Raw genomic sequence first — 25,244 nt, 5'->3', positions numbered from 1 at the left:
GTATATTACAGTTATAAATTATAAGGAATTTGATGAATATTACCATTGTCAATTTTAAAGGGGGAGTGGGTAAATCGATGATTGCCCATCAATTGATTACCGGATTCGGGTTTTGCGGATTTGAAATCGATCCGTACGGTTCCCTTTCAGACCGTCTTCCCGAAAGTGTCGAACGGATCGATATACAGCAAAAAAATATCGAGAAGCCGAAAAAGGAAACAATATTTGATTTCGGGGGATTCGATGATATCAAACTCGATCAGGCGATCGGTTATTCGGATCTGATTATCATCCCTTTTATACCGACGTTGGAGACGATACAAGGGACAGTCGATACCCTCGTACGGGTCGCATCGGCAAACAAACCGATTTTGATGGTGCCAAACATGAGCCAAAAAGAGAACGATATCGGTGATGCAAAATTCGTCTTCGAAGATACGCTCGGATTTGAGGTCGAAATGTTTCCGATTCCGATGAGCGTGGCTCTTCAAACGGCGATCAATGAAAACCGATCAATCGGCGAGCTCTCAAAGCAGGGGGGGATCAAAGCGTATGCCTATAAAAAAGGGGCACAGTTGATCAATGATCTGCATGCCAAAATCCGGGAATACGAAAATATCTAATCGGTTTCAAAATCTATAAAAGGTGGTTAAAGTGGAAGAGGTCAAAGGGAACAAATTTGCTGCACGGGTCACTCAGCGTGAGCTCTCAACCCATAAAGAGATTCAAACGGCCAAACATCCTGGCGGACGTCCTAAAAAAACCGATGAAATCAAACAGAGCGAAAAAGTATTTTTGACGCTGACCAAGGGTGAAAAAGCCAAACTCGACGAGCATACGGCACGCACGGGCGAATCGATCGCGGGGGCGATACGGCGGGCGCTCAAAGAGATGGGGATGATATGATAGGTGCGGTGATGAAACGAACGGTGGTAGCGGCAGCAGTATTGCTGATGTTGGGAGGATGTGCACAACAGCCAGCACCTAGTCCGCAAAAAGCGTGCATGAATGCAGCACAATTAAATAGTTACGGGTATGATCATCTTGAAAAAGTGGCTAAATTGCTACGCGAGGATAAAAAGAACATTGCGTCGTTTGAGTTGTTTATCAATGTGATGAAAGGGACGGTCGATAACTATTCGGATATGATCAAATCGAGTGTCTATATCAGCAATGTTGTTCGGTATTTGCCGGTACCGTATGCGGGTGAGGTATCCAATACGACGAAGTTGATTTCTAAAACGCTCTTAAATCTCGGCGGAGCGGCAAGCGCATTGAACCGGTATAAAAACAGTTCGGATACATTTTTAGCCGGTTTCGACAAACTCAACCGGGCCAATCTCAATGCAGCGGATGTCTCAAAATTGGCGGCATATGCCGATACGAAACTCCTCAGCGATGCCCGTGCCCTCGAAGACTCTCTAAATGAGATATCCTCATCAACGGCGATGATGTCGGCAACGACACAGAGCATTTCCGATGCGTTGGATTCGACAAGCGCTTATGTCGATCAGGCTAAAAGTTTCGTAGGGTTGTCACAGCCGGGCGGAGATGATAAAAATAAAGTGGCGCAAAACCGTTCTTCGATTAACACGCGTATGGCACAGCTGAACCAAAAAATCGTCTCCTTGGAGAAAAGCGGACAAGCCAATCGCTACAACATTGCTAAAGCGCGTATTTATTCGGAATTGGCGTTACAAATCGACAGTTCTTCACAAAAGTAGGCTATTTCGTCTGTTTGACAAAAGTATCTTCGATACTTTTTCGGTCAGTGACTTTGACGTTGATACAAAAATCGTCAAAGACACTGACCTGAGTTGCTGCGGAGTACTTTGTGCGTGTGTAGCGCAATACAATTTTGTTTTGATCATAGAATATTTCACCCGTTACATCACCGCCGTCGGGAGGAATTGTACATTTGTCCGCTTGAAAACCGTTTCGGCTCCATTTCCCGCTTAAATCTACCCCCGATATTTCCAAATCGAATATTTCAGTGAGTTGTGCGGATACGGGTACTTTGCCGACGAGAGTATATGTTGAAATAACATCATCATCGTCGGGACTTCGATTCGCGGTAAGTTTTAGGTGATTTCCGGACATTTCAAGTGTATAACCCCAACCATTATGTCCAATCCATGTGCCTGCAAGGGAAGTAACCTTTGCCGCCTGTTCCATGCGGTATTCGAGTTTAATGATTTCATCACGGATTTTAGGTGCATCTTCAGCTTTAGGATTAAGATCTAAATAACGCTGGTAACTGTACATCGCCTCTTTGTAACGGCCAAGTTTAGATTGTACCGATCCGAGATTGTACCATGCTGCAGAGAGTTCAGGGGCGATTTCGGTAGCTTTCGCAAACTGTTCAGCTGCTCCTGAAAGTTCTTTATCCGATTTTGCCATTTCGATTGCTGCGATACCCCGTATAAAGTATCGGCGACCCTCTTCAAACCGATCATCAGCTATCAAGGAAGTTAAGAGCAAGCTTGCAAGACAAACAGCTTTGAATAAGGTCTTCATGTACTATCCTTTATTTCTGTTACTTAAGCTATTATACAAAAGATATATCATGATTCACAAGGTAAAAAAGAATGAAGAAAGAAGGGGTCATATTTTAAAAGAGAACGGGATACAATCTGTAAAAAAAGGGAGTATAAATGTCCCGTTTTATCAGTTTTCCAATAGCGGTTTTATCAACTATATTGATTGCATCTGCAGCATATGCCGAATATTGTATCGACTGGAAATCATGGCTTCAAAGTTACGCAGGACAGTCGGGGCACTGCTGGCCTAGCGAATCGGAATGCAACTCCTATTACTTTTCGCGTTGTATGAACTCAAACTACAAAAACGACTGTGCCGGTCCTTGTTATTTTAAACCGGGCCTATATCCGAAAACCGGCGCATCCAAAGCTGTTAAATCGGATCAAACGGTTGATAATTCTGCCCAAAAAGCGGCGGAAAACCTTAATAAAACGAAAGAGGCTCTAAAAAAAGCGGCATATCAAAAACAATTTGCTCAAGAAAAAGAAAAGATGCTCCAAGGGATGAAAGATGTGACACTTTCGCCTCCTTCAAACCAGATTTTGCTAAAACCGATCCCTCCCGCACGATCTCAGCTTGATTGTATTGCTAATAATGATGCCAACCGAAGCTGGGGGCAGCGTGCACCCGATTGTACACCGGTGATTCCAAATGTTCCCGAGCCGCCAAGCCCGGTAGAAGCTTCCGGAAATATAGTAATCGATCCCGCCATGCTAGCGCAATTTATCGAATCGCTTCATCAGCGTGTATCTCAAACACGTGATTCACTCATCAAACAGGATGAAACAATTAAGGTTATGGAGAAAGAAGTTATCGCATTTCAGGGTAAAGATATAAAAGAAGAGAGTGATGCATTGAAGCGAGCGAGAGAAGCACTTGCGAAAGCTAAAGCCGACCGTGAACGTACCGCGCATGAACTTTCCCGGCTTGAACAGCAGGAAAAAAAAGCACAAAGTAAAAATAGTCGAACACCCTAATGTAATATTTTTGGTTGAATGGTGCGCCCGAAGGGATTCGAACCCCTGACCCTTGGTACCGGAAACCAATGCTCTATCCAGCTGAGCTACGGACGCTTGAAGAGAAGAAGAAAAGAAGGCGGAAAACCGCCTCGGAAAGTTTACGCTTTTTTCATAAACGCGGCAACGAGGACAATCGTAGTGCCGTTGATTTTTCCCTCGATGTATCGAGCATCGTCGGTGAGGCGGATATTTTTGACAATAGTTCCGCGCTTAGCGGTAAATCCTGCCCCTTTGACTTCCAAATCTTTGATAAGCGTTACGGTATCCCCCTCAGCGAGGATGGTTCCGTTGCTGTCGCGTTGAATGACCGCTCCGCCGTCGTCATTCGCGGCAGTATTAAGCATATCCGCTTGTGCCCATGCTTTGATATCGTCTTCGAGGTACATCATATCAAGTTGATCTTGGTCCCCCAGTGCGCTGAGAAGGCGATACGCCATCACCTGCACGGCAGGAACTTGACTCCACATGCTATCGCTAAGACAGCGCCAATGGTCAGAATCGAGATTCTGAGGATTTTCTATTTGACTTTTGCACGTTTCGCAGATATAGATAGATTGATCTGCCGAAGCGTCACTCGGAGCGACTTCATAAGCAGATAAGCCTTCAGTTGCACCGCATAATTCACAGATATTTCCGCTTCTCTCTTGTAATGATTGTTCAATACTCATAATAACACCTTGTTTAATTAATAGCGCAATTATAGCGTATTCATATTTTTGTCCCTTTTTGGCATAAACGATATTCTCTAGGTATTCAAATTCTATATATAATGATAAGAGTGATACGACTAGTAAAATTTTTTTGCCATATTTTCGATTTTCTTTCGAAAACCTCTTGACATCTATTCTATTTTCCCCTATAATTCCCGTCCACAAACGCTGATAGGCCTTGAGTTAAGGTTTAGAGTTTGAGTTTGCGATCATTGAAAACTAAGTAGGTTTAGCGGTTTCGAGACAATCTCGAAGACGTTGACCTTTAATGTCAACACAATACAACAACCGTCTATTTACTTTGGTTGGGTTAACCAATCACCAAAAAGTAAAATAGATAACAATTTATGAAGCCAATGATTTTAACATCTTGGGTCATAGGATTGAACACCAATTATGGAGAGTTTGATCCTGGCTCAGAGTGAACGCTGGCGGCGTGCCTAACACATGCAAGTCGAACGATGATTGGAGAGCTTGCTCTTCATGATTAGTGGCGCACGGGTGAGTATACCATAGATAATGTACCCCTTAGTTTGGGATAGCCACTGGAAACGGTGATTAATACCAGATACTCCTTCTTGTCCTAAGGCAAGTCGGGAAAGTTTTTTCGCTAAGGGATCAGTCTATGTCCTATCAGCTAGTTGGTGAGGTAATGGCTCACCAAGGCTATGACGGGTATCTGGTTTGAGAGGATGATCAGACACACTGGAACTGAGACACGGTCCAGACTCCTACGGGAGGCAGCAGTGAGGAATATTGCACAATGGAGGAAACTCTGATGCAGCAACGCCGCGTGGAGGATGACGCATTTCGGTGTGTAAACTCCTTTTAAGAGGGAAGATAATGACGGTACCTCTTGAATAAGCACCGGCTAACTCCGTGCCAGCAGCCGCGGTAATACGGAGGGTGCAAGCGTTACTCGGAATCACTGGGCGTAAAGGGTGCGTAGGCTGACTTTTAAGTCAGGCGTGAAATCCAATGGCTTAACCATTGAACTGCGCTTGAAACTGGGAGTCTAGAGTTCAGAAGGGGCAGATGGAATTAGTGGTGTAGGGGTAAAATCCGTAGATATCACTAGGAATATCAAAAGCGAAGGCGATCTGCTGGGATGATACTGACGCTGAGGCACGAAAGCGTGGGGAGCAAACAGGATTAGATACCCTGGTAGTCCACGCCCTAAACGATGAATGCTAGTCGTCGGGGAGCTCGTCTCTTCGGTGATGCACTTAACAGATTAAGCATTCCGCCTGGGGAGTACGGTCGCAAGATTAAAACTCAAAGGAATAGACGGGGACCCGCACAAGTGGTGGAGCATGTGGTTTAATTCGAAGATACACGAAGAACCTTACCTGGCCTTGACATGGTAGGAACCCTTAAGAGATTAGGGGGTGCTAGCTTGCTAGAACCTACACACAGGTGCTGCACGGCTGTCGTCAGCTCGTGTCGTGAGATGTTGGGTTAAGTCCCGCAACGAGCGCAACCCTCGTCCTTAGTTGCTAACAGTTCGGCTGAGCACTCTAAGGAGACTGCCTTCGCAAGGAGGAGGAAGGTGAGGACGACGTCAAGTCATCATGGCCCTTACGGCCAGGGCTACACACGTGCTACAATGGGGCGTACAAAGAGCTGCAATACCGCGAGGTGGAGCCAATCTCTTAAAGCGTCTCTCAGTTCGGATTGTTCTCTGCAACTCGAGAACATGAAGCTGGAATCACTAGTAATCGTAGATCAGCTATGCTACGGTGAATACGTTCCCGGGTCTTGTACTCACCGCCCGTCACACCATGGGAGTTGATTTCACCCGAAATCGGGATGCCAAACTGGCTACCGCTTACGGTGGAATTAGCGACTGGGGTGAAGTCGTAACAAGGTAACCGTAGGAGAACCTGCGGTTGGATCACCTCCTTTCTAAGAGTAACGACGAGTCATTCATTTGACTGCGTCATCTTAAAATCTCACAGAGTATTGTCTTGACCGTTAACCTACTTAGTTTTCAGTGATCCATGTTATTTGATTTAACAATTGGGTTTGTAGCTCAGCTGGTTAGAGCACACCCCTGATAAGGGTGAGGTCGATGGTTCGAGTCCATTCAAACCCACCATATGTATCACTTATCTGGGGAATTAGCTCAGCTGGGAGAGCGCCTGCTTTGCACGCAGGAGGTCAGCGGTTCGATCCCGCTATTCTCCACCAGAGATCAGAATAAAAAGTCTGATTCAAGTACAAGTTTGTTGTATTTGAATTAGACTTTTAAAGTCTAACGTTATTTGAATTATTATTGTTAAGTCGTCAACTAAATATGTTTGACATAGAGAAATCTATGACGAATACATTTACAGTATAGTGAATAACTATACAACGTAACTACAAACACATTTCACCGCTTTATTCTTAATAAGGCGGTGAGCGCAAATTAGAAAAAGATATTAAGGGCCATAGGTGGATGCCTTGGCTGGTAGAGGCGATGAAAGACGTACTAGGCTGCGATAAGCCTCGGGGAGCTGCCAAGAAGCTTTGATCCGGGGATTTCTGAATGGGGCAACCCACTGTATCGAGAGGTACAGTACCCTTCGGGGGGCGAACCTAGGGAAGTGAAACATCTCAGTACCTAGAGGAAAATAAATCAAACGAGATTCCCAAAGTAGCGGCGAGCGAAATGGGATATAGGACAAACCGATGGCTTGCCATCGGGGTTGCGGACTGCATACGGCATTGCGAGTCGATAGAAGAATGAGTTGGAAAGCTCGACCATAGAGGGTGATAGTCCCGTACTTGAAATTGACAGACAGCTAGCAGGATCCAGAGTAGGTCGGGACACGTGTTATCTTGACTGAAGCCGGGGGGACCACCCTCCAATCCTAAATACTACTACCAGACCGATAGCGAACCAGTACCGTAAGGGAAAGGTGAAAAGAACTGCGGTGAGCAGAGTGAAATAGAACCTGAAACCTATGGCTTACAATCATTCAGAGCCCCATTCTTTATGAGGGGTGATGGACTGCCTTTTGCATAATGAGCCTGCGAGTTGTGGTGTCTGGCAAGGTTAACCTAACGGGAAGCCGTAGCGAAAGCGAGTCTTAATAGGGCGAATTAGTCAGATGCTGCAGACCCGAAACTAAGTGATCTATCCATGAGCAGGTTGAAGCTGGTGTAAGAGCCAGTGGAGGACCGAACCGGTGGATGTTGAAAAATCCTCGGATGACTTGTGGATAGGGGTGAAAGGCCAATCAAACTTAGTGATAGCTGGTTCTCTCCGAAATATATTTAGGTATAGCCTCGAGTCGTAACATGAAGGGGTAGAGCACTGACAGGGCTAGGGCTGCTTACCGCGGTACCAAACCCTTTCAAACTCCGAATACTTCATGCGTAATCTCGGGAGTCAGGCGGTGGGTGATAAAATCAATCGTCAAGAGGGGAACAACCCAGACTAACAGCTAAGGTCCCAAAGTCGTATCTGAGTGGAAAAAGATGTGGAGTTGCTGAGACAATCAGGAAGTTGGCTTAGAAGCAGCCATCCTTTAAAGAAAGCGTAACAGCTCACTGATCTAGCGATTCTGCGCTGAAAATATAACGGGGCTAAGATACGCACCGAAGCTTTAGATTCGTATTTATACGAGTGGTAGGAGAGCGTTCCAAACAGCGTTGAAGGTATACCGGTAAGGAGTGCTGGAGCGTTTGGAAGTGAGCATGCAGGCATGAGTAGCGATAAAAGCAGTGAGAATCTGCTTCGCCGTAAACCCAAGGTTTCCTACGCGATGCTCGTCATCGTAGGGTTAGTCGGGACCTAAGTCGAGTCCGAAAGGGGTAGACGATGGCAAATCGGTTAATATTCCGATACCGACAATTGTTCGTTTGAGTGATGGGGGGACGCATAGAGTTAATCGAGCTCACTGATGGAATAGTGGGTCGAAGGACGTAGGAGGTAACACAGGCAAATCCGTGTTGCAATACTCCGAGATCTTACAGGCTCTTCAAGGACTTCGGTCTGCGAGGAGAATCGATGATACTGTCGTGCCGAGAAAAGCCTCTAAGCGAGAACAATTGTCGCCCGTACCGTAAACCGACACAGGTGGGTGAGATGAGTATTCTAAGGCGCGTGGAAGAACCCTGGTTAAGGAACTCTGCAAACTAGCACCGTATCTTCGGTATAAGGTGTGCCCTAAGTATGTGAAGGAGCTTGCCTCTGGAGCAGAACTGGGTCGCAGCAAAGTGTCCCTCCCGACTGTTTACCAAAAACACAGCACTCTGCTAACTCGTAAGAGGATGTATAGGGTGTGACGCCTGCCCGGTGCTCGAATGTTAAAAGGATGTGTCAGCGCAAGCGAAGCATTGAATTGAAGCACGAGTAAACGGCGGCCGTAACTATAACGGTCCTAAGGTAGCGAAATTCCTTGTCGGTTAAATACCGACCTGCATGAATGGCGTAACGAGATGGGAGCTGTCTCAACCAGGGATCCAGTGAAATTGTAGTGGAGGTGAAAATTCCTCCTACCCGCGGAAAGACGGAAAGACCCCGTGCACCTTTACTATAGCTTGACATTGCTATTGGGATACTCATGTGCAGGATAGGTGGGAGCTGTTGATATTGTCACGCCAGTGGCAATGGAGGCATCCTTGAGATACCACCCTTGAGTATTCTGATAGCTAACTCGCATCAGTTATCCTGATGGAGGACACTGTCTGGTGGGTAGTTTGACTGGGGCGGTCGCCTCCTAAAAAGTAACGGAGGCTTACAAAGTTCGGCTCAGAAGGGTTGGAAATCCTTCGTAGAGTATAATGGCATAAGCCGGACTGACTGTGAGACAGACAAGTCGAGCAGAGTCGAAAGACGGTCATAGTGATCCGGTGGTTCTGTGTGGAAGGGCCATCGCTCAAAGGATAAAAGGTACGCCGGGGATAACAGGCTGATCTCCCCCAAGAGCTCACATCGACGGGGAGGTTTGGCACCTCGATGTCGGCTCATCGCATCCTGGGGCTGGAGCAGGTCCCAAGGGTATGGCTGTTCGCCATTTAAAGCGGTACGCGAGCTGGGTTCAGAACGTCGTGAGACAGTTCGGTCCCTATCTTCCGTGGGCGCAGGAGAGTTGAGGAGAGCTGACCCTAGTACGAGAGGACCGGGTTGGACGTGCCACTGGTGTACCAGTTGTTCTGCCAAGAGCATCGCTGGGTAGCTACGCACGGATGTGATAACCGCTGAAAGCATCTAAGCGGGAAGCCAACTCCAAGATGAACTCTCCCTGAAGTTCCCTTGAAGACTACAAGGTTAATAGGCCAGGTGTGTAAGAGCAGTAATGCTTTCAGCTGACTGGTACTAATAGAACGTTCGTCTTTATCTATGCTCACCGCCTTATTAAGCATAAATGGTGGAATGTGCATGAAGTTACGTGTCTGACGACTTAACAACAATCAACTCTAAGCACTTAGAGTGAAGCTCATTTCGATGATCCTCACTCTGAGTGTTCAGGTGGCTATAGAGAGGGGGAAACGCCCGGTCCCATTCCGAACCCGGAAGCTAAGACCCTCATCGCTCATAATACTGCATCTTTCAGGTGTGGAAACGTAGGTCGCCGCCTGGCTCTCAGAGATTCATCTTCTTTTTATAATCCCCCTTCTAAATAATCAATCGAAATGCCTTTTCTATAATATTTAAAATTGACAAACTTATTTCTTCGCGCTAAAATCTAATACTTTATTTTTTGAGGTTAGATATGGTTAAAATACTCACAACCCTTCTTCTCTTCGTATCACTTCTTTTCGGTACGGTTAATATTAACAGAGCCAATTCGGCTCAACTTCAGACGCTAAACGGTGTCGGTCCTGCAAAAGCGCAGGAGATATTGAAATATCGTAAAGCGCACGGGCGCTTTAATACGGTTGATGAGCTGGTTAATGTAAAAGGGATCGGCCCTAGGACACTTATCAAATTAAAGCCTCATGTGAGTATTCGTTAAGGGATATAGATTTTATCAATCAGTTCTTGATATTCACTGCGTGTGTTACTATCGCTTGTAATGCCGCCGCCGCTCTTATAAACCAATCTCTCTTGAGAATTTTCGATAAATCGGATGGCAACGGCACTGTATAAATTTATGCCGTCAAAGTAGCCGAATACACCGGTAAAGTATCCGCGATCATACCCTTCTACCTCATTTATGATCTCAACCGTTTTGTGTTTAGGTGTACCGCTGATACTTCCTGCAGGGAGAAGTTTAGTGATAAGCTCACCGGCATTAGTTCGCCAATCTTCCCCTAATGTACCACAGATATGCGAACTTACCTGATGTAGCTTTTTTTCACCCGTATCGATAGTAGTAATATAGCGGAACTGTTCGACACGTATATCATTAGCAATCATTCCTAAATCATTGCGTAACAGATCGACGATCATCGTATGTTCCGCAAACTCTTTCGGATCTTTGAGTATGGTGTCGATAGCATTCGGTACGGATGCATCAATCGTCCCTTTCATAGGATAGGTATGGATCGTATTGCCCTCCATGGTGATAAACGGCTCAGGCGAGAAACAGACAAATTGATCTTTGACACGAAGTTTATACTGCGCATGTGCCATCGTATAGATATCTTTGAGATTGTAGGGGGATTCAATCGGTGTCGGTTGTGTTAGATTAAGCAGATAGGTATTGCCGCTGCGGATATGTTCTTGAACGGTGTCGAATTTTTGACGGTACTCTTCAAAAGGTATCGGGTAGATAAACGGCTTGTGTGGAGTATTGTTCGGATGCTGGGTACTGTTAAAAGAAAACTCGATATCGTGTAAAGCGAGTTCCTCTATTTTGTAACAATGAAACCGCTCTCCGGTAAAATCGGTATAAAATAGGCAGGGAACTCCTGATGACACGAGTTCACTGAAGTATCGGGTCATTAAGCAATAAGCGCTTTAAGGACAGCCATACGAATCGCGACCCCGTTACGTACCTGCTCTAACACTTTGCAGCGCGGATCTTTGAGCATCATGTCATCGATATCGATATTGCGATGAACGGGACCCGGATGAAGAAGGATGATATCTCGTTCTCCGACAAGTTCTTTGGTAATGCAAAAATCGCTGGCGTAATCTTTAAGCGAACCGTAGGTTTGGTGCGAATGGCGCTCCGTTTGGGTACGCAGACTCATGATTGCATCGACATTATGGATAACATCATGAAGGTTATGGGTCATTTTTAAATAGGAATCGGGAAGAAAATGGGGCGGTGCTACCAGAGTGATATCCATTCCGAAGCGGGTCAATAACTCGATATTACTGTTGGCAACACGGGAATTTTTGATATCCCCTACAATGGCGATTTTTTTCCCCTTAAGCTCACCGAAATGACGGCGGAGGGTAAAGAGATCGAGAAGTGCCTGAGTGGGATGGGCGTGTGCCCCGTCACCGGCATTGATTATGGAAGCATGGGTATGTTCGGCAAGGATATTGGGAACACCTGCATGGGCATGACGGACGATCATCGCATGAGGGCCCATCGCATCGAGGTTGGCTGCGGTATCGACAAGGCTTTCCCCTTTTTGGGTCGAGCTTTTTTGAACATCCAGATGGACGACCTCGGCTCCGAGACGTTTGGCTGCGATTTCAAAAGAGCTTTTAGTACGGGTCGAGTTTTCGAAAAAGAGGGTGATGATAATTTTTTCTTTGAGAATGGGATCAAATTGCCCCTGAAGATAATGTTCCGCATCGTGTAAAACCTGAATAATTTGTTCAATTGTAAAATCATCCGTGCGAATCAGGTGTTTCATGCTTTCTCCTCATTATGTAGTGAAATTGTATCCAAAAGTGCTTTGGCAATGGTATCGATATCTTTATCGATTTGGTAGACGGAGCCGAACCGATGGTTTAGGTAAGGGAGCGAGGTGGTTTCGAATCCCTTGTCATTGCTTCGGCAGTTTAATCCCCAAAGATGAGGAAGTTTAGCATCTTCGAGGGCTTTGAGACTGAGAAGAGTATCGTTGATGCATCCGAGATTGCAGTGTGTGACCAGAAACGTTACGGCATTAAAGTATCGGGGGATATCGATCATCATGGTCTGCTCATCGATCGGAACCATTAGCCCGCCGGCCCCTTCGATAATAACGATATCGCATAGGCTTTCGATTTTGGCCAGCGCTGTGTCAAACGATGCCAAATCGATCGCTCTGCCTTCATTGGCGACAAAAGGAGCTGCGGGAAGCGGGAATTGAAGGGTAACGATATCGTCCAACGATAATACCGAAAGCCCCGGATTAAAAGATAAGGCACATTGATAAAGTTCATCTCCGTCATAAGGGTGTGTCATCACACCCGTTTCAATCGGTTTGTAAACACCGACACGGTAACCTAAGCGTGAGAGCGCATCTATCAGCAGTTTCGAGGTATAGGTCTTGCCTATATCGGTGTTGGTCGCGCTTACGAAAATTCGTTTAGACAAGGTAAGAGCCTTTTAGGTTATAATTGTCTAATTTTAATATAGGTTTGATGATGAATCGCTTTGAAGAGTTTACAACCAGCATTGTTCAACATATCGGGAAAAAAGAGGGGCCGATCAGCCCGGTAATAGTCAACTCCGCGTCGTTCGGTTACGGCAGCAGCGAGAGCGGTGAGGGGATATTTGAGGGTTCGGTGAAAAAACCGCTGTATGCCCGTGTAGGCAATCCGACATCGGCACAGCTTGAACAGCTTTTAGCTCAAATGGACGGCGGAATCGGTGCGGTTGCAGCCTCCTCCGGAATGGGAGCTATTGCGATGGCGACGCTCAGTTTGTTAAAGGCAGGAGATGAGATTATCAGTATCGGCGGGTTGTTCGGAGGCACCTATTCGTACTTTAGCGAAACGCTGACCCGCTTTGGGATCACGACCCATTTTTTCGATGTGGATGAGTTGGACGCGATCGAAGAGGCAATCAATACCGCGACAAAAATACTCTTTTTGGAGAGTGTCGGAAACCCCAATATGCGGCTTCCCGATATTGCTAAAATTGCCGCTATCGCTAAAACTCACGGAGTGGTGTTGATGGTGGATAACACGATTACACCGCTGAGTGTCGCACCAATAACACTCGGAGCGGACATCGTTGTTTATTCGACGACCAAAATTATCACCGGGAATGCATCGGCGCTCGGGGGTGCGGTTATTTTCCGGGCTATCAACGAAGGTGATGACAAATTTAAAGAGGATCGCTACCGCGATATCCACCCTTTTATTAATAAGATGGGCTCCATGGCATTAATCGCCAATGCCAAAAAACGGGCGTTACGCGATTTTGGAATGTCGGCAAACGGATTCGGGAGCTACCTGACGATGTTGGGATTGGAGACTTTGCCGCTTAGAATGGATCGGATCGTCTCCACGGTTGAAGCGGTGGCCAAAGGGTTGTCTGCGAGAGGTTTAAGTGTCAATCACCCATGTTTGGCTCACCATCCGCACCACGAACGCTATAAGAGCCAATTTTCCAACGGCTGCGGAACGATACTTACAATCGATTTGGGAAGCAAAGAACGCGCATTCGAGTTTCTAAACCATTCGAAGCTAATTACGATTACCGCCAATATCGGAGATAACCGTACGTTAGGGCTGCACATGGCTTCAACGATATACCGTGATTTTAATGACCAAACGAAAGAATTTTTAGGGATTACTCCGGGTCTGGTCAGAATTTCGATTGGCTTGGAAAGTGCTGAAGCGATCATCGATGATTTCAGTAACGCGGCAAAAATTTAAAAAGATTCGGTATAGTTCAATTATGGCGACACAACATGAGCATTCAACACAGTTAGAAAATATCCTAGAGCATCCTAAGCAGTACAACGTTTTTTTACTTAATGACGACTATACGTCAATGGATTTTGTAGTGGATATATTGATGAAACTGTTTCGTAAGAACTTTCATGATGCCCATCGAATAATGATCGAAGTGCATCAAAACGGTCGCGGCTTATGCGGAGTGTATCCGTATGAAGTAGCGGAGACGAAAGTGCATCAAGTTTCAATCTTGGCCCGAGAAAACGGATTTCCCCTTAAAGCAATAATGGAGGAGGCATAATCATGGTAAGTACAGAACTCAATGCAATTTTCCAAAAAGCGATTGCGTTTGCACGACATCAGCGTCACGAATATTTAACGATTGAACATGTGATGCTCTCTTTGCTCAATTCACCTGACGGAGATGCTATCATCCGCTCCTGCGGTGCGGATGTCGAGCTTATCCGAGAATCATTGGGTGCTTATCTGATACAGACGATGGAACCGCTGCCGGATGATGTGGAACAGGAGCCGTTTGAAACCGTAGCGTTGGCCCGGATGATTGACGGAATGATGCACCATGTACGAAGTGCGCAAAAAGAGGCTGCCGATGTGGGAGATCTGATCGCTGCAGTGTATGAAGAACGCCATACCTATGCCTGCATGCTTCTCGAAGAGTACGGGATCAGCCGCGTCGATGTCCTTGAAGCGATATCTCATCGCGATTTGGAAGCGGCACAGGAGGAGTCACGCGGTGAAGGGGCACTTCAAAAATATGCGATCAACCTCATAGAACAAGCCCGAAAAGGGAAAATCGATCCGGTGATCGGGCGAGTGAATGAAATCGAACGTGCCATTCAAACGCTGTGCCGCCGCAAGAAAAACAACCCGCTTTTAATCGGTGAACCGGGGGTCGGAAAAACAGCAATTGCCGAGGGATTGGCACTGCGTATTCTCTCCGGTGATATCCCTAAACTCTTGGAAAATGCCGAGATATTTGCCCTCGATTTGGGAGCGATGCTGGCAGGAACGAAATATCGGGGCGATTTTGAAAAGCGTCTCAAAGCAGTGATGGATGAGGCAGCGGAGCATCCCAATGCGATCCTCTTCATAGATGAAATCCATACGATAGTCGGGGCAGGAGCGGTAGGAGGGGGTAGCATGGACGCCTCCAATCAGCTCAAACCTGCCCTGGCATCGGGCGCACTTAAATGTATGGGAGCGACGACTCACGCCGAATATAGAAGCGTATTTGAAAAAGATCGTGCGCTCAGCCGCCGCTTTGCCCGGATCGAGGTGGGTGAACCGAGCGAAGAGGAGAGCTTTTTAATCCTCAAGGGACTTCGGGCCAGGTATGAGCAGCACCATGGCGTTAAATATACCGATAAAGCGTTACGTTCGAGCATTGAGCTGTCCAAAAAATATATTACGGACCGTTTTTTACCCGATGTAGCCATTGATCTGATCGATGAAGCGGGTGCAGCCTTTCATCTGAAAACCCACAAACGCTCTACGGTAACGCCTCATGATATTGAAGCGGTTATTACGAAAATGACGGGAATTCCGACATCAAAAATCGGAGTGGATAGCCGTGAGAAACTCTCTTCCCTCGAAACGGATCTTAAAACTCTTGTGATTGGGCAGGATCAGGCGGTCGCTCAGGTAGTTAAAGCGATCAAACGCTCTTACGCCGGATTGAGCGCTGCACAAAAACCTATTGCCTCGTTTTTATTTTCCGGTCCGACCGGGGTGGGAAAAACCGAATTGGCCAAATCGCTGGCGAGTGAATTGGGGATTTATTTTGAGCGGTTCGATATGTCCGAATATATGGAAAAACATGCCCTCAGCCGTCTTATCGGAGCGCCTCCGGGATACGTCGGATTTGAGCAGGGGGGACTTTTGGTCGAAACGGTTCGAAAACACCCGTATATGGTGCTATTGCTCGATGAGATTGAAAAAGCCCACCCCGATTTGATCAATGTGCTGTTACAGGTTATGGACAGTGCGACGTTAACCGATAATACGGGTTTCAAAGCTAATTTCGCCAACGTCGTGCTGATTATGACGTCGAACATCGGAGCCAGTGAGCGGACGGTCATGGGATTCAATGCGGACAGCTCAATTTCAAGGCATGAAGCGCTCAAATCGTTTTTTACCCCAGAATTTCGCAACCGGCTTGACGGGGTGATTGAATTTGGAGCATTGCCGATGAGTGTGGTTGAGGGGATTGTCGATAAATTTATCCGTGAACTTAACGTTCAGCTGAAAGCGAAAAAAGTGACGGTCAGCCTCACCGATAAAGCCAAAGGGTATGTGGCGAAAATCGGATACGACAAAGCGATGGGTGCACGGCCTCTGGGTAGAGTGATTTCCGATAAGATCAAAGATCCGCTGGTGGATGAGATGCTGTTCGGGCGTTTGGTACAGGGCGGTAAAGTATCGGTTGATTATACCGATAAGCTGATTTTTGACTATGCGGTATGATTCCAAAACTTACCCATCATCTTTCTTTTCCCAATCCGTCTGATGCTTCTGATGAGGGGATCGTCGCGTACGGCGGCGATCTTTCACCATCACGTCTTATGCTGGCCTATCGTTACGGGATATTTCCCTGGTACAGTGCCAATGATCCCATTCTCTGGTGGTCGCCTGACCCGAGGTTGATATTGGAATTGGATGAATTTAAGCTCAGCCGATCCTTACGCAAAAAAATCCCTCAATTCGAGATCCGTTTCAATACCGCTTTTGCCGAGGTGATCCGTGAATGTTCTGCGGCGCCCCGTCCGGGACAGAAAGGGAGCTGGATCGTGCCGGAGATGATCGAAGCGTATGAAACGCTTCATGCACTCGGACATGCGCACAGTATAGAAGCGTATCAAAACGGCATACTTGTCGGCGGATTGTACGGTGTGAGTGTCGGAAAGGTATTTTGCGGGGAATCGATGTTTGCCAAAGTCTCCGATGCATCTAAAGCGGCATTGGCTGTTTGGATAGAACAATTACGTGAATGGGGATACGATTTTATCGATTGTCAGGTTCCTACCGCCCATTTGAAAAGTTTAGGGGCCAAAGAGATATCAAGGGCGGCTTTTTTAGAGCGGCTTCGTTTGGCATCTGAGCAAAAAACCGGAGAAAAACAGTGAAAGAGATAAATTTTTAAGGTTCATTCTCCTATACTCTTTGTTAATTCTTATTGTATAGAAAAGGGGTTTCAATGAAAAAAGTATTGATCAGTATTGCGGCACTCGCGGCGTTAAGTACAGCAGGTTTTGCAACCGTTAACAACCAAACCGGATGCGGACTCGGTTCTCAAATCATCCATGATGACAGTTCTGCCGTTATGTTGGCACTTCAGGCGACGACAAACGGTACATTGGGGAACCAAACATTCGGTGTTACCTCAGGGACGTCAGGATGCAGAAAAGCGAGATTTGTGATGAACGAGCGTGCGGCGGAATTTGTTGCATCGAATATGGATCAGCTATCTCGTGAAATCGCTATCGGTCAGGGTGAGAGCGTTTCAACGTTGGCAGAGCTTTTGAACGTTCAGGATAAAGCGGAATTTGCTCATGCGTTGCAAGCCAACTATAACGCTATTTATACCAGTGAAAAAGCGGATATGGCAACAGTTCTTGATAACGTTTCAACGATCGCTGGATAAGTGTATTTTCAGAACGTATTACATGCGTTCTGAAATATGTTAAGGTTTTTTTTGCCGTTCCTTCTTTTATTATGTGCATTGAGTTTATCGCTGTATGCTGCCTTGAGCGATGAACTGATTGCACAGGCACATGCCAAAAAACTCTCCGAGACACGATACTGGCATCTGCTGATGCATACTCCCCATCAGATCAGTGAAGTGGATGATCCCGCTTTTTTTCTCTCCCCGGTGGGAAAAGAAAATCTCTCTTCCGAACTCGATGCAACCATCCGCCGTTTCAGTAACGATATCAATCGCAGCAATGAGTCTGTTTTTTGCCGTTTTCCGGCGCGTCGGGCATGGATTGAAAAAGAACTCAACATCTCGTTTGGCGAGGGTGAATGCAGCGAATACGAAGCGCTTGTGACAAAAATGGATCCCCAAAAAGTCACCCTTGTTTTTCCCAGTGCCCATATCAACTCCCCCGCTTCGATGTTCGGACACACTTTTTTACGGATCGATTCGTCGATGGAGTCCAAACTGATGTCGTATGCGATCAATTATGCGGCCCATACGGATGATACCAACGGATTGTTATTCGCCTATAAGGGGCTTTTCGGCGGCTATTACGGCTATTACTCCATGCTGCCGTACTATGAAAAACTCAAAGAGTACCGTGACAGCGAATCTCGAGATGTCTGGGAGTACGATCTTAACCTGACTCGTGATGAGGTGATGGCAATGGTACGCCATATCTGGGAACTGCAGCGTATGAATTCGTGGTACTACTTTTTCGACGAGAACTGCTCGTACCATATGCTGTGGCTCGCCGAAATCGCCCGTCCGAGCGTCCGTTTGCGAGACCATTTTTTCTATCACGTTATCCCTCCCGAAACGGTTCGGGCTTTTGAAGAAGAGGGATTGGTGACGACTAAACATTTCCGCCCTTCCAAGCGGACAAAACTGTTGGCATATGAAAGGGCGTTGAGCCCTCAGGGGATACACGCCGTTCGATCGCTTGGTGAGGGCAATATAGATACGAATCAGACACTCACAGATGTGCAAGACCGCCGTTATGCCCTCGAAGCGGCGGCTGAACTCGTCGAATATAACTTTATCGAGGGGAAGATATCCAAAGAACTTTATGCTCAGCGGTATCATGCCTTACTCTCCGAGCGTGCCGCATTGGGTGAGGGGAAAACGCTTCCAATCCCTGATAAATCCAATCCCGATACGGCGCATCATTCCGCCCGCATTCAGATAACGCAGGGATGGTATGAAAAACGCTCCCCTTTATTAATCGAATGGCGCCCCGCTTTTCATGATTTAAGCGAAGACGATGCGGGGCATCTCTTGGGTGCACAGATAGAATTTTTGGATACCGTGATAGGGTTGGATCGAGATAAAGTGAGTCTGGAAAAACTAACCGTTCTATCGCTCGCTTCGATTGCCCCTGTGAGTCATTTTTTTAAACCGTTTTCCTGGCGGATGAAAAGCGGATGGGATCGAGAGTACGGAGATGACCGTCTTAGTTTTGTGACACGTGTAGGGGCTGGAGCGGCAGTCGGAAATGAGCAGTTGTTCGGATACTTTTTGAGCGAGCCGGAAGTGAGACTCGGCTTTAACCCCGATATCGGACTCGGTTTTAGTGCCGGAGGGGGGATTAATTGGGGAAATCGGATGAAAAGTTATGTGGAAAGCGGGCATATTTTTTATCTGGACGGAGTGGATCGCAGCCGCATTATTCTCTCTCATCTATGGCAGTGGAATCGTTCCTCGGCAGTGACATTTTCTTACGAAGCATCGTATCAGCTGCACAGAGAGGATAGGGTTAAACTCGGGGCAAACCTCTATTTTTAATTATTTTTTGGCATAATAGGCCTAATTTATGTTTCGGAGTTTATATGTATATTGCGGAAGCACGCTTCGCCCTATGGGCCGATTTTATTGAGCGGACATTTTTGGAAGATGAGTTTAGGGAACTTATTTCCAAAGGGATCGTTAACGGAGCAACCTCCAATCCTGCTATTTTTAAAAATGCCATTCTTACCTCACCGGCGTATAAAGAGCAACTCTCATCATTGGCGCATCTTTCTTCCAAAGAAAAATACGAAGCGGTCGCTATTTACGATATCCAAAGCGCGGCTGATATTTTACGCCCGCTCTATGATGCCGGAGATGACGGATATGTGAGTATCGAAGTCGATCCGTTTTTGTGTGATGACGCAAATGCTACGATTGCGGAAGGGATTCGGCTTCACGCAACGATAGAGCGTCCTAACGTCATGATCAAAGTACCTGCAACAACGGCGGGATACATGGCCATGGAAGCCCTTGCATCTCAGGGGATTCCGGTTAATGCCACGTTGATCTTTTCGGTCGAACAGGCGCTGAAATGTGCGGAAGCATTTGAACGTGCATCGCACAAAGCGAGCGTTGATACAGTCATCAGTGTTTTTGTCAGCCGGATTGACAGAGCGATTGATGAAACGCTACGTGAAAAAGGGATAAAAACCGGATGGATGGGGATCGTAAATGCCGCCGATATTTATAATCGGGTCGAAGCGCTGAATGTTCCGAAATGCCGCGTCCTTTTTGCCAGTACGGGGGTTAAAGGGGATGAATATCGCGCTTCGTACTATATCGATGAACTTTTGGCTCCGAACAGTGTCAATACGGCTCCGATCGGAACGATTGACGCCTTTGTAAAGGGGGGTGACAGAGTGATCAAACTTCCTCTTTCGCAACAGCTTATAGATGAACATGCCGAGGCTGTGCGTCATGCCGGTGTTAATATGGATCAGGTTATCAAAACACAAATAGATGAAGGTCTGGAAGCATTTAAAGTTGCTTTTGGCGAAATTTTAAACGCATTGGAGTAACGAATATGAGCGAACCGTCTCAACACCATGTGAATGTCAGCGAGCTTAATTTCGATGTATTAAAAAAAGTACGGAGTTATCTGCGCCGAATGGTAGAAGCGGGGGGAAGCGACCTGCACGTAAAAGCCAACAGTGTCGTCCGTGCCCGTATTAACGGAGATATCGTCCCTCTCTCAGGAGAGATACTTTCCAAAGAAGATGCCCTTATTTTTGCAAAAGAGCTTCTTCGTACCCGTTTCCCGGAATTGGTAGAGAAAAAAGAACTGGATCTGGTCTATCCGTTTGATGAGAACACCCGTTTCCGTATCAATATCTTTTTTCAAATGGAAGGGATATCGGCGGTTTTCCGTCTGATCCCGGTCAAAATTTTATCGATCGATGAACTCAAGCTTCCCGAGGTCGTCCATACGTTTTCCGAAATGGAACGGGGACTCGTATTGGTTACGGGGGTAACGGGGAGCGGTAAGTCAACTACCTTGGCCGCATTGATCGACGAGATAAACTGGAAGCGTCGAAAACATATTATCACGATCGAAGATCCGATCGAATTTGTCCATAAAGATCGCAAGTGTATCATTAATCAACGCAGTGTCGGACAAGATACCATCAGCTTCGGGAATGCGCTGCGCGCTGCGCTGCGTGAAGACCCCGATATTATCCTTGTCGGGGAGATGCGGGATATGGAGACGATCGAGATCGCCCTTCATGCGGCGGATACGGGACACCTCGTTTTTTCGACACTCCACACGTTGGATGCGAAAGAGACGGTTAACCGTATTATCTCCGTTTTCCCCCCTGCAGAACAAAATCGGGTGCGTATGACACTCTCTTCCGTATTAAAAGGGGTCATTTCCCAGCGTTTGATTCCGACGGTGGACGGGAAACGGGTTGCGGCATTGGAAATTTTGGTTCGAACGGCGCGGATCGAGCAGCTTATTGCCGAAAACCGTGACGTTGAAATCCCCGATACGATTGCGGAAGGGAAAGAACTCTACAAATCTCAGACATTTGATCAGGGGATACTGGATCTGTATCTGGCAGGACAAATTACCCGAGAGGATGCGTTTGCCTATGCAACGTCGGCATCCGATCTGAAGCTGAAAATGGAAGGCTTGGGCGCAACGATCGATAAATCAAAAATCGGGGTTGATGAAGGGCCGAAAGTATTTAAAGAGGATGAGTATTTCGGGCTCAAAGGGTAAATGCAGTTTAGGATAATATAAGCTATGTTTAAGTATAATTCGCCTCATTTTATTTGAAGGACATGATTATGTTAGAAGGCATCGTAAGAGAGAGTATTGGCAAAGCTGCTACAAAAGCATACCGCCGTGATGGTTATCTTATCGCCAACATCTACGGAAAAGGGCTTGAAAACGTTCACGCCGCGTTCAAAATGAACGATTTTATCCGTACTGTGCGCAATAAAGAAACCGTGGCATTTGCAGTAAAAGTAGACGGAAAAGAGATGAACCTTGTTGTACAAGGGTATGAGTCTCATCCGGTATCAGGCAATTTGTTGCACGTTGATTTAATGGTTGCACAACCAGGTGTTGTGACTCACTATCATGTTCCGGTTAAAGCGGTAGGAACTCCGGTCGGTTTGAAAAACAAAGGGATGTTGTTCGTTGCTAAAAAACGTCTTCGCGTAAAAGCGGCGATCGAAAACTTGCCGACAAGCATCACAATCGATGTTGCTCCGCTTGACTTGGGTGATTCAGTATTGGTTCGTGATCTTCCGCGTGTTGAAAACGTAACATTTACTGATTCTGACCGTGTATCGGTTCTTAGTATCATTAAAGCGAAATAAGGATGCTTATCGTCGGACTGGGAAACCCCGGCTCGGCGTATGTATCTACCCGTCATAATATCGGGTTTATGGTCATCGACGAGCTTTGCCGCCGTCACAGTGTCCAGAACATTTCAAAGAGCTCCTTTGAAGGGGAGTTGTTTAAAATGGGGTCGCACTTTCTCCTCAAGCCGACGACGTATATGAATCTCTCCGGTCGTTCTATCCTTGCCGTTAAAAATTTTTATAAAATCGATGAAGTTATTGTCATCCATGATGATTTGGATCTGCCCTTCGGCGCTTTGCGGTTTAAAAACGGCGGAGGACACGGCGGTCATAACGGATTGAAATCGGCCGATGCCGCTATCGGAGCCGATTATACGCGCGTTCGGATGGGTATCGGTAAACCGGAGCACAAATCCCAAGTGGCCGATTACGTATTGCACCCTTTTAGTGCCGGTGAACAAGAACAGCTTCCCCAATGGATAGGACGTGCGGCAGATGCCGTAGAAATGCTCTTTACCCAGCAATGCAGCGATGTCGCCGCAAAATATTCACAAAAGAGTTTGTAAAAATTTGCAGGATTTATTGGGTACAATAAGCACTAATTTTTTAGTTTAGGCACCTATGCTCGCATTTACTACATTATCGTCTCTTTATTTACGCTATTTTTCGATTGTTTTGATCGCTTTGAGCAGTTTTATGGTCGGATTTGACCTGATGGAGAATGCATCGGAGCTGCCGCATTCAGCCAATCTTGTATTGATTTATATCATGTACAAATATTTTTACGCCGTCGATATGATGCTTCCGATTTCTCTGACATTCGCGATGATAGCCTCATTGGTCGAATTGGTACGTTCCAATGCACTAGTCGCCTATTTTTCGATCGGATATTCCAAAGCCCGAATTTTGGCCCCTTTTCTGACCATGACGACGCTGTTGATCAGTATCTATATCGGATTGCACGCAACCAATTTCGCCCGTGCCAACGAATTTGCCGATAACCTTCGCGATTCCTCCGAATTTATCCGTCCTACGAGCAATCTCTTTTTTACCCATGAGGGAAACTATATTTATTTCGGCAATCTTTATCCGCTCAGTAAACGAGCTGAGGATATTCGGATTTTTACGTTTGAAAAGGGGCAGTTAAAAGAGGCTCTTAGTGCCAGCGAAGCGGTGTATCGTAATGGATTTTGGAATATTGAAAAGGCCCATATGCTGCGTCCGCCGGAAGATTTTGATCTCAAAGGGTTGGGGATCGTAACGGAAGACAAAGAGAATTTAAAAGTACTCCGTGATTTTAAGCCGAAAATTTTAGATCAGGTGTATGAGGGAAAAGTCAATTTTACGATTACGGACGGATTGGAAGCGCTGACCCTCTTAAAAAATCAAAATGTTGATGTGGCCAAAATCATGAGCGGTATGTACCGGATGTTTATCACTCCGTGGTTTGCCCCCTTGCTGATGGTCATCTTTTTTACCTATACACCGGTCAGCAGCCGCTTTTTAAATCTTTCCCTGTTTAGCTTCGGTGCCATTTTGGCAACATTGATGGTTTGGGGGCTTTTATTTATGTTCGGCGAACTCTCTAATAATAAAACGATTTCCCCCGAAATCGGCATTATTCTTCCGATCGGATTGCTCTTTATCGTGATGGTATGGCGACTTGGAAATCCCCTAAGGAGAGTTAGGGTAAAATCGCGACAAAACTAATCAATAGAGGATTAAGGTGATCGATTTTAAAGCTTTAGCACAAACATACGGGACCCCTTTGTATGTGTATGATTTTGATAAGATGAAAACGCAGTTCGAATCGTTAAAAGAGGCGTTTCGGGGACGTAAATCGATTTTAGCCTATGCCGTCAAAGCCAATTCCAATTTAAGTGTCGTCAAACATTTTGCACAGCTCGGTTCAGGTGCAGACTGTGTCTCTATCGGAGAAGTGCGCCGTGCTTTGATGGCGGGTGTGCCGAAATACCGTATTATTTTCAGCGGGGTCGGCAAGCGTGACGATGAGATTCGAGAAGCGATTGAAAGTGATATTCTCTATATCAATGTAGAGAGCGAAGCGGAACTCGGGCGGGTTGAAATGATCGCACGCGAATTGGGTGCAAAAGCGCGTATCAGTATCCGTGTGAACCCGAATATCGATCCGAAAACCCATCCGTACATTTCGACCGGATTGCACGATAATAAATTCGGTGTTGAGATCGTTGCGGCCAAACGGATGTATATCCAAGCGAAAAACTCCGATCATCTTGATCCGGTAGGAATCCATTTTCATATCGGAAGCCAGCTGACCGAACTCGAGCCGATCTATGAAGCGGCGGTCATTGTCGCCGATTTGCTTCGATCCCTTCAGGCAATCGATATTGAGCTAAAATTCTTCGATATCGGAGGCGGTTTAGGGGTACGATACGATAATGAAACGACGATTGAACCGTACGATTATGCGCAGGCTATCCTCTCGGCCCTTAAAGGGATCGATGTAACGATCATCTGTGAACCGGGGCGTTTTTTGACGGCAAATGCGGGCTATTTTCTGACCAAAGTACTGTATGAGAAAAATAACGGGGCAAAGCGTTTTGTCATGGTGGACGGTGCGATGAACGATCTGATCCGTCCGAGTCTGTACAAAGCGTACCACCGTATTGAAGCATTGGACAAAAGCGGCGAAGAGAGTATCGCCGATGTCGTGGGACCGGTATGCGAAAGCGGCGACTTTTTGGCTAAAAACTATCCTCTACCTCCGATGGAACACAACGATTTACTCGTTATCCACAGTGCCGGTGCCTACGGTTTCGGAATGGGGAGCAACTATAACACGCGCGGACGTTCAGCCGAAATAGCGGTCGAAGGAGCGAATGTGCGACTGATCCGCCGACGTGAGAATTTCGAAGACGTGATCGCATTAGAACGCGAATATCTGTAGGATT

Annotated in this window: 22 protein-coding genes, 3 tRNA genes and 3 rRNA genes; 22 read left to right on the top strand and 6 right to left on the bottom strand. The window is 46.4% G+C overall.

Features of this window, described 5'->3' with window-relative positions; all coding sequences use genetic code 11:
- The first annotated feature begins 32 nt into the window (after positions 1–32).
- Genes SULKU_RS09780 through SULKU_RS09770 form a run of 3 tightly spaced genes read left to right on the top strand, consistent with a single transcriptional unit; the run spans position 33 to position 1,724 of the window.
- Entirely contained in the window at positions 33–623 is a 591-nt protein-coding gene (locus tag SULKU_RS09780; RefSeq protein ID WP_013460800.1) for a ParA family protein, read from the top strand.
- 31 nt (positions 624–654) lie between these two features.
- Positions 655–906 (top strand): hypothetical protein, encoded by a 252-nt coding sequence (locus SULKU_RS09775; protein ID WP_013460799.1) that lies wholly within the window; start codon positions 655–657, stop codon positions 904–906.
- A gap of 11 nt (positions 907–917) precedes the next feature.
- The gene (locus SULKU_RS09770; protein WP_151174296.1) at positions 918–1,724 is read left to right on the top strand and encodes a hypothetical protein; all 807 of its coding nucleotides are present in this window, start codon (positions 918–920) and stop codon (positions 1,722–1,724) included.
- Between the two features lies 1 nt (position 1,725).
- Here SULKU_RS09770 and SULKU_RS09765 read toward each other — a convergent pair whose 3' ends face one another.
- Positions 1,726–2,517, bottom strand: coding sequence for a tetratricopeptide repeat protein (locus SULKU_RS09765; protein WP_013460797.1), 792 nt, complete (start codon positions 2,515–2,517; stop codon positions 1,726–1,728).
- A 137-nt stretch (positions 2,518–2,654) separates the two neighbouring features.
- Between SULKU_RS09765 and SULKU_RS09755 the strand changes: the two genes are divergently transcribed.
- Entirely contained in the window at positions 2,655–3,518 is an 864-nt protein-coding gene (locus tag SULKU_RS09755) for a hypothetical protein (RefSeq protein ID WP_013460796.1), read from the top strand.
- A 19-nt stretch (positions 3,519–3,537) separates the two neighbouring features.
- Here the strand turns inward: SULKU_RS09755 and SULKU_RS09750 are convergent.
- Positions 3,538–3,614, bottom strand: a tRNA-Arg gene (locus tag SULKU_RS09750).
- A gap of 44 nt (positions 3,615–3,658) precedes the next feature.
- The gene (locus SULKU_RS09745) at positions 3,659–4,228 is read right to left on the bottom strand and encodes a PhnA domain-containing protein (RefSeq protein WP_013460795.1); all 570 of its coding nucleotides are present in this window, start codon (positions 4,226–4,228) and stop codon (positions 3,659–3,661) included.
- A 435-nt stretch (positions 4,229–4,663) separates the two neighbouring features.
- On the opposite strand from SULKU_RS09745, the gene SULKU_RS09740 reads away from it, so the two are divergent.
- From SULKU_RS09740 to SULKU_RS09715, 6 genes are all read left to right on the top strand, one after another.
- Positions 4,664–6,175: ribosomal RNA gene (locus SULKU_RS09740) — 16S ribosomal RNA — on the top strand.
- 116 nt (positions 6,176–6,291) lie between these two features.
- Positions 6,292–6,368 (top strand) — tRNA-Ile (locus SULKU_RS09735).
- 16 nt (positions 6,369–6,384) lie between these two features.
- Positions 6,385–6,460 (top strand) — tRNA-Ala (locus tag SULKU_RS09730).
- A gap of 223 nt (positions 6,461–6,683) precedes the next feature.
- Positions 6,684–9,603 (top strand): 23S ribosomal RNA (locus SULKU_RS09725).
- 124 nt (positions 9,604–9,727) lie between these two features.
- Positions 9,728–9,843 (top strand): 5S ribosomal RNA (gene rrf, locus SULKU_RS09720).
- Together the 16S, 23S and 5S rRNA genes with 2 tRNA genes alongside form the textbook arrangement of a ribosomal RNA operon.
- Before the next feature lie 132 nt (positions 9,844–9,975).
- Positions 9,976–10,218 (top strand): ComEA family DNA-binding protein, encoded by a 243-nt coding sequence (locus SULKU_RS09715; RefSeq protein WP_013460794.1) that lies wholly within the window; start codon positions 9,976–9,978, stop codon positions 10,216–10,218.
- Here the strand turns inward: SULKU_RS09715 and SULKU_RS09710 are convergent.
- The 3 genes from SULKU_RS09710 to bioD are packed head-to-tail and all read right to left on the bottom strand — an operon-like array spanning position 10,215 to position 12,687.
- Complete coding sequence (locus tag SULKU_RS09710; RefSeq protein WP_013460793.1) at positions 10,215–11,150, bottom strand: aminodeoxychorismate synthase component I; 936 nt, start codon at positions 11,148–11,150, stop codon at positions 10,215–10,217. The two genes, SULKU_RS09715 and SULKU_RS09710, sit on opposite strands and share 4 nt — an antisense overlap.
- The gene (locus SULKU_RS09705) at positions 11,150–12,019 is read right to left on the bottom strand and encodes an aspartate carbamoyltransferase catalytic subunit (RefSeq protein ID WP_013460792.1); all 870 of its coding nucleotides are present in this window, start codon (positions 12,017–12,019) and stop codon (positions 11,150–11,152) included. The genes SULKU_RS09710 and SULKU_RS09705 overlap by 1 nt, the downstream gene beginning before the upstream one ends.
- Positions 12,016–12,687, bottom strand: a complete 672-nt coding sequence (gene bioD, locus SULKU_RS09700; RefSeq protein WP_013460791.1) for a dethiobiotin synthase — start codon at positions 12,685–12,687, stop codon at positions 12,016–12,018. Before bioD ends, SULKU_RS09705 begins: the two co-directional genes overlap by 4 nt.
- Positions 12,688–12,734: 47 nt before the next feature.
- On the opposite strand from bioD, the gene SULKU_RS09695 reads away from it, so the two are divergent.
- The 12 genes from SULKU_RS09695 (at position 12,735) to lysA (ending at position 25,240) form a co-directional block, all read left to right on the top strand.
- On the top strand, positions 12,735–13,976 hold the full coding sequence (locus SULKU_RS09695) for an aminotransferase class I/II-fold pyridoxal phosphate-dependent enzyme (protein WP_245535145.1): 1,242 nt from the start codon (positions 12,735–12,737) through the stop codon (positions 13,974–13,976).
- Between the two features lie 22 nt (positions 13,977–13,998).
- Positions 13,999–14,298 (top strand): ATP-dependent Clp protease adapter ClpS, encoded by a 300-nt coding sequence (gene clpS / locus SULKU_RS09690; RefSeq protein WP_013460789.1) that lies wholly within the window; start codon positions 13,999–14,001, stop codon positions 14,296–14,298.
- 2 nt (positions 14,299–14,300) lie between these two features.
- Positions 14,301–16,481 carry an ATP-dependent Clp protease ATP-binding subunit ClpA gene (gene clpA, locus SULKU_RS09685; RefSeq protein WP_013460788.1) on the top strand — a complete coding sequence of 727 codons (2,181 nt, stop codon included), beginning with the start codon at positions 14,301–14,303 and terminating at the stop codon, positions 16,479–16,481.
- Positions 16,478–17,140: a leucyl/phenylalanyl-tRNA--protein transferase gene (gene aat, locus SULKU_RS09680; RefSeq protein WP_013460787.1), complete on the top strand. Its 663-nt coding sequence runs from the start codon at positions 16,478–16,480 to the stop codon at positions 17,138–17,140. The genes clpA and aat overlap by 4 nt, the downstream gene beginning before the upstream one ends.
- 71 nt (positions 17,141–17,211) lie before the next feature.
- Complete coding sequence (locus SULKU_RS09675) at positions 17,212–17,658, top strand: DUF3015 family protein (RefSeq protein ID WP_013460786.1); 447 nt, start codon at positions 17,212–17,214, stop codon at positions 17,656–17,658.
- Between the two features lie 51 nt (positions 17,659–17,709).
- Positions 17,710–19,497, top strand: a complete 1,788-nt coding sequence (locus tag SULKU_RS09670) for an Lnb N-terminal periplasmic domain-containing protein (protein WP_049766977.1) — start codon at positions 17,710–17,712, stop codon at positions 19,495–19,497.
- A gap of 44 nt (positions 19,498–19,541) precedes the next feature.
- Positions 19,542–20,519, top strand: coding sequence for a transaldolase (locus SULKU_RS09665; protein ID WP_013460784.1), 978 nt, complete (start codon positions 19,542–19,544; stop codon positions 20,517–20,519).
- Positions 20,520–20,524: 5 nt separating this feature from the next.
- Positions 20,525–21,721, top strand: coding sequence for a type IV pilus twitching motility protein PilT (locus SULKU_RS09660; protein WP_013460783.1), 1,197 nt, complete (start codon positions 20,525–20,527; stop codon positions 21,719–21,721).
- 68 nt (positions 21,722–21,789) lie between these two features.
- Positions 21,790–22,326 (top strand): 50S ribosomal protein L25/general stress protein Ctc, encoded by a 537-nt coding sequence (locus SULKU_RS09655; protein ID WP_013460782.1) that lies wholly within the window; start codon positions 21,790–21,792, stop codon positions 22,324–22,326.
- A gap of 2 nt (positions 22,327–22,328) precedes the next feature.
- On the top strand, positions 22,329–22,877 hold the full coding sequence (gene pth / locus SULKU_RS09650; protein WP_013460781.1) for an aminoacyl-tRNA hydrolase: 549 nt from the start codon (positions 22,329–22,331) through the stop codon (positions 22,875–22,877).
- Positions 22,878–22,932: 55 nt separating this feature from the next.
- A complete protein-coding gene (locus SULKU_RS09645; RefSeq protein ID WP_013460780.1) occupies positions 22,933–24,021 on the top strand; it encodes an LptF/LptG family permease in 1,089 nt (362 codons plus the stop codon).
- A 16-nt stretch (positions 24,022–24,037) separates the two neighbouring features.
- Positions 24,038–25,240, top strand: a complete 1,203-nt coding sequence (gene lysA / locus SULKU_RS09640; protein WP_013460779.1) for a diaminopimelate decarboxylase — start codon at positions 24,038–24,040, stop codon at positions 25,238–25,240.
- Positions 25,241–25,244: the final 4 nt, after the last annotated feature.

Source organism: Sulfuricurvum kujiense DSM 16994 (assembly GCF_000183725.1).
GTDB lineage: Bacteria > Campylobacterota > Campylobacteria > Campylobacterales > Sulfurimonadaceae > Sulfuricurvum > Sulfuricurvum kujiense.
Note: the sequence above shows the minus strand (reverse complement) of the source record. Positions and strands in the feature narration are given on the sequence as shown.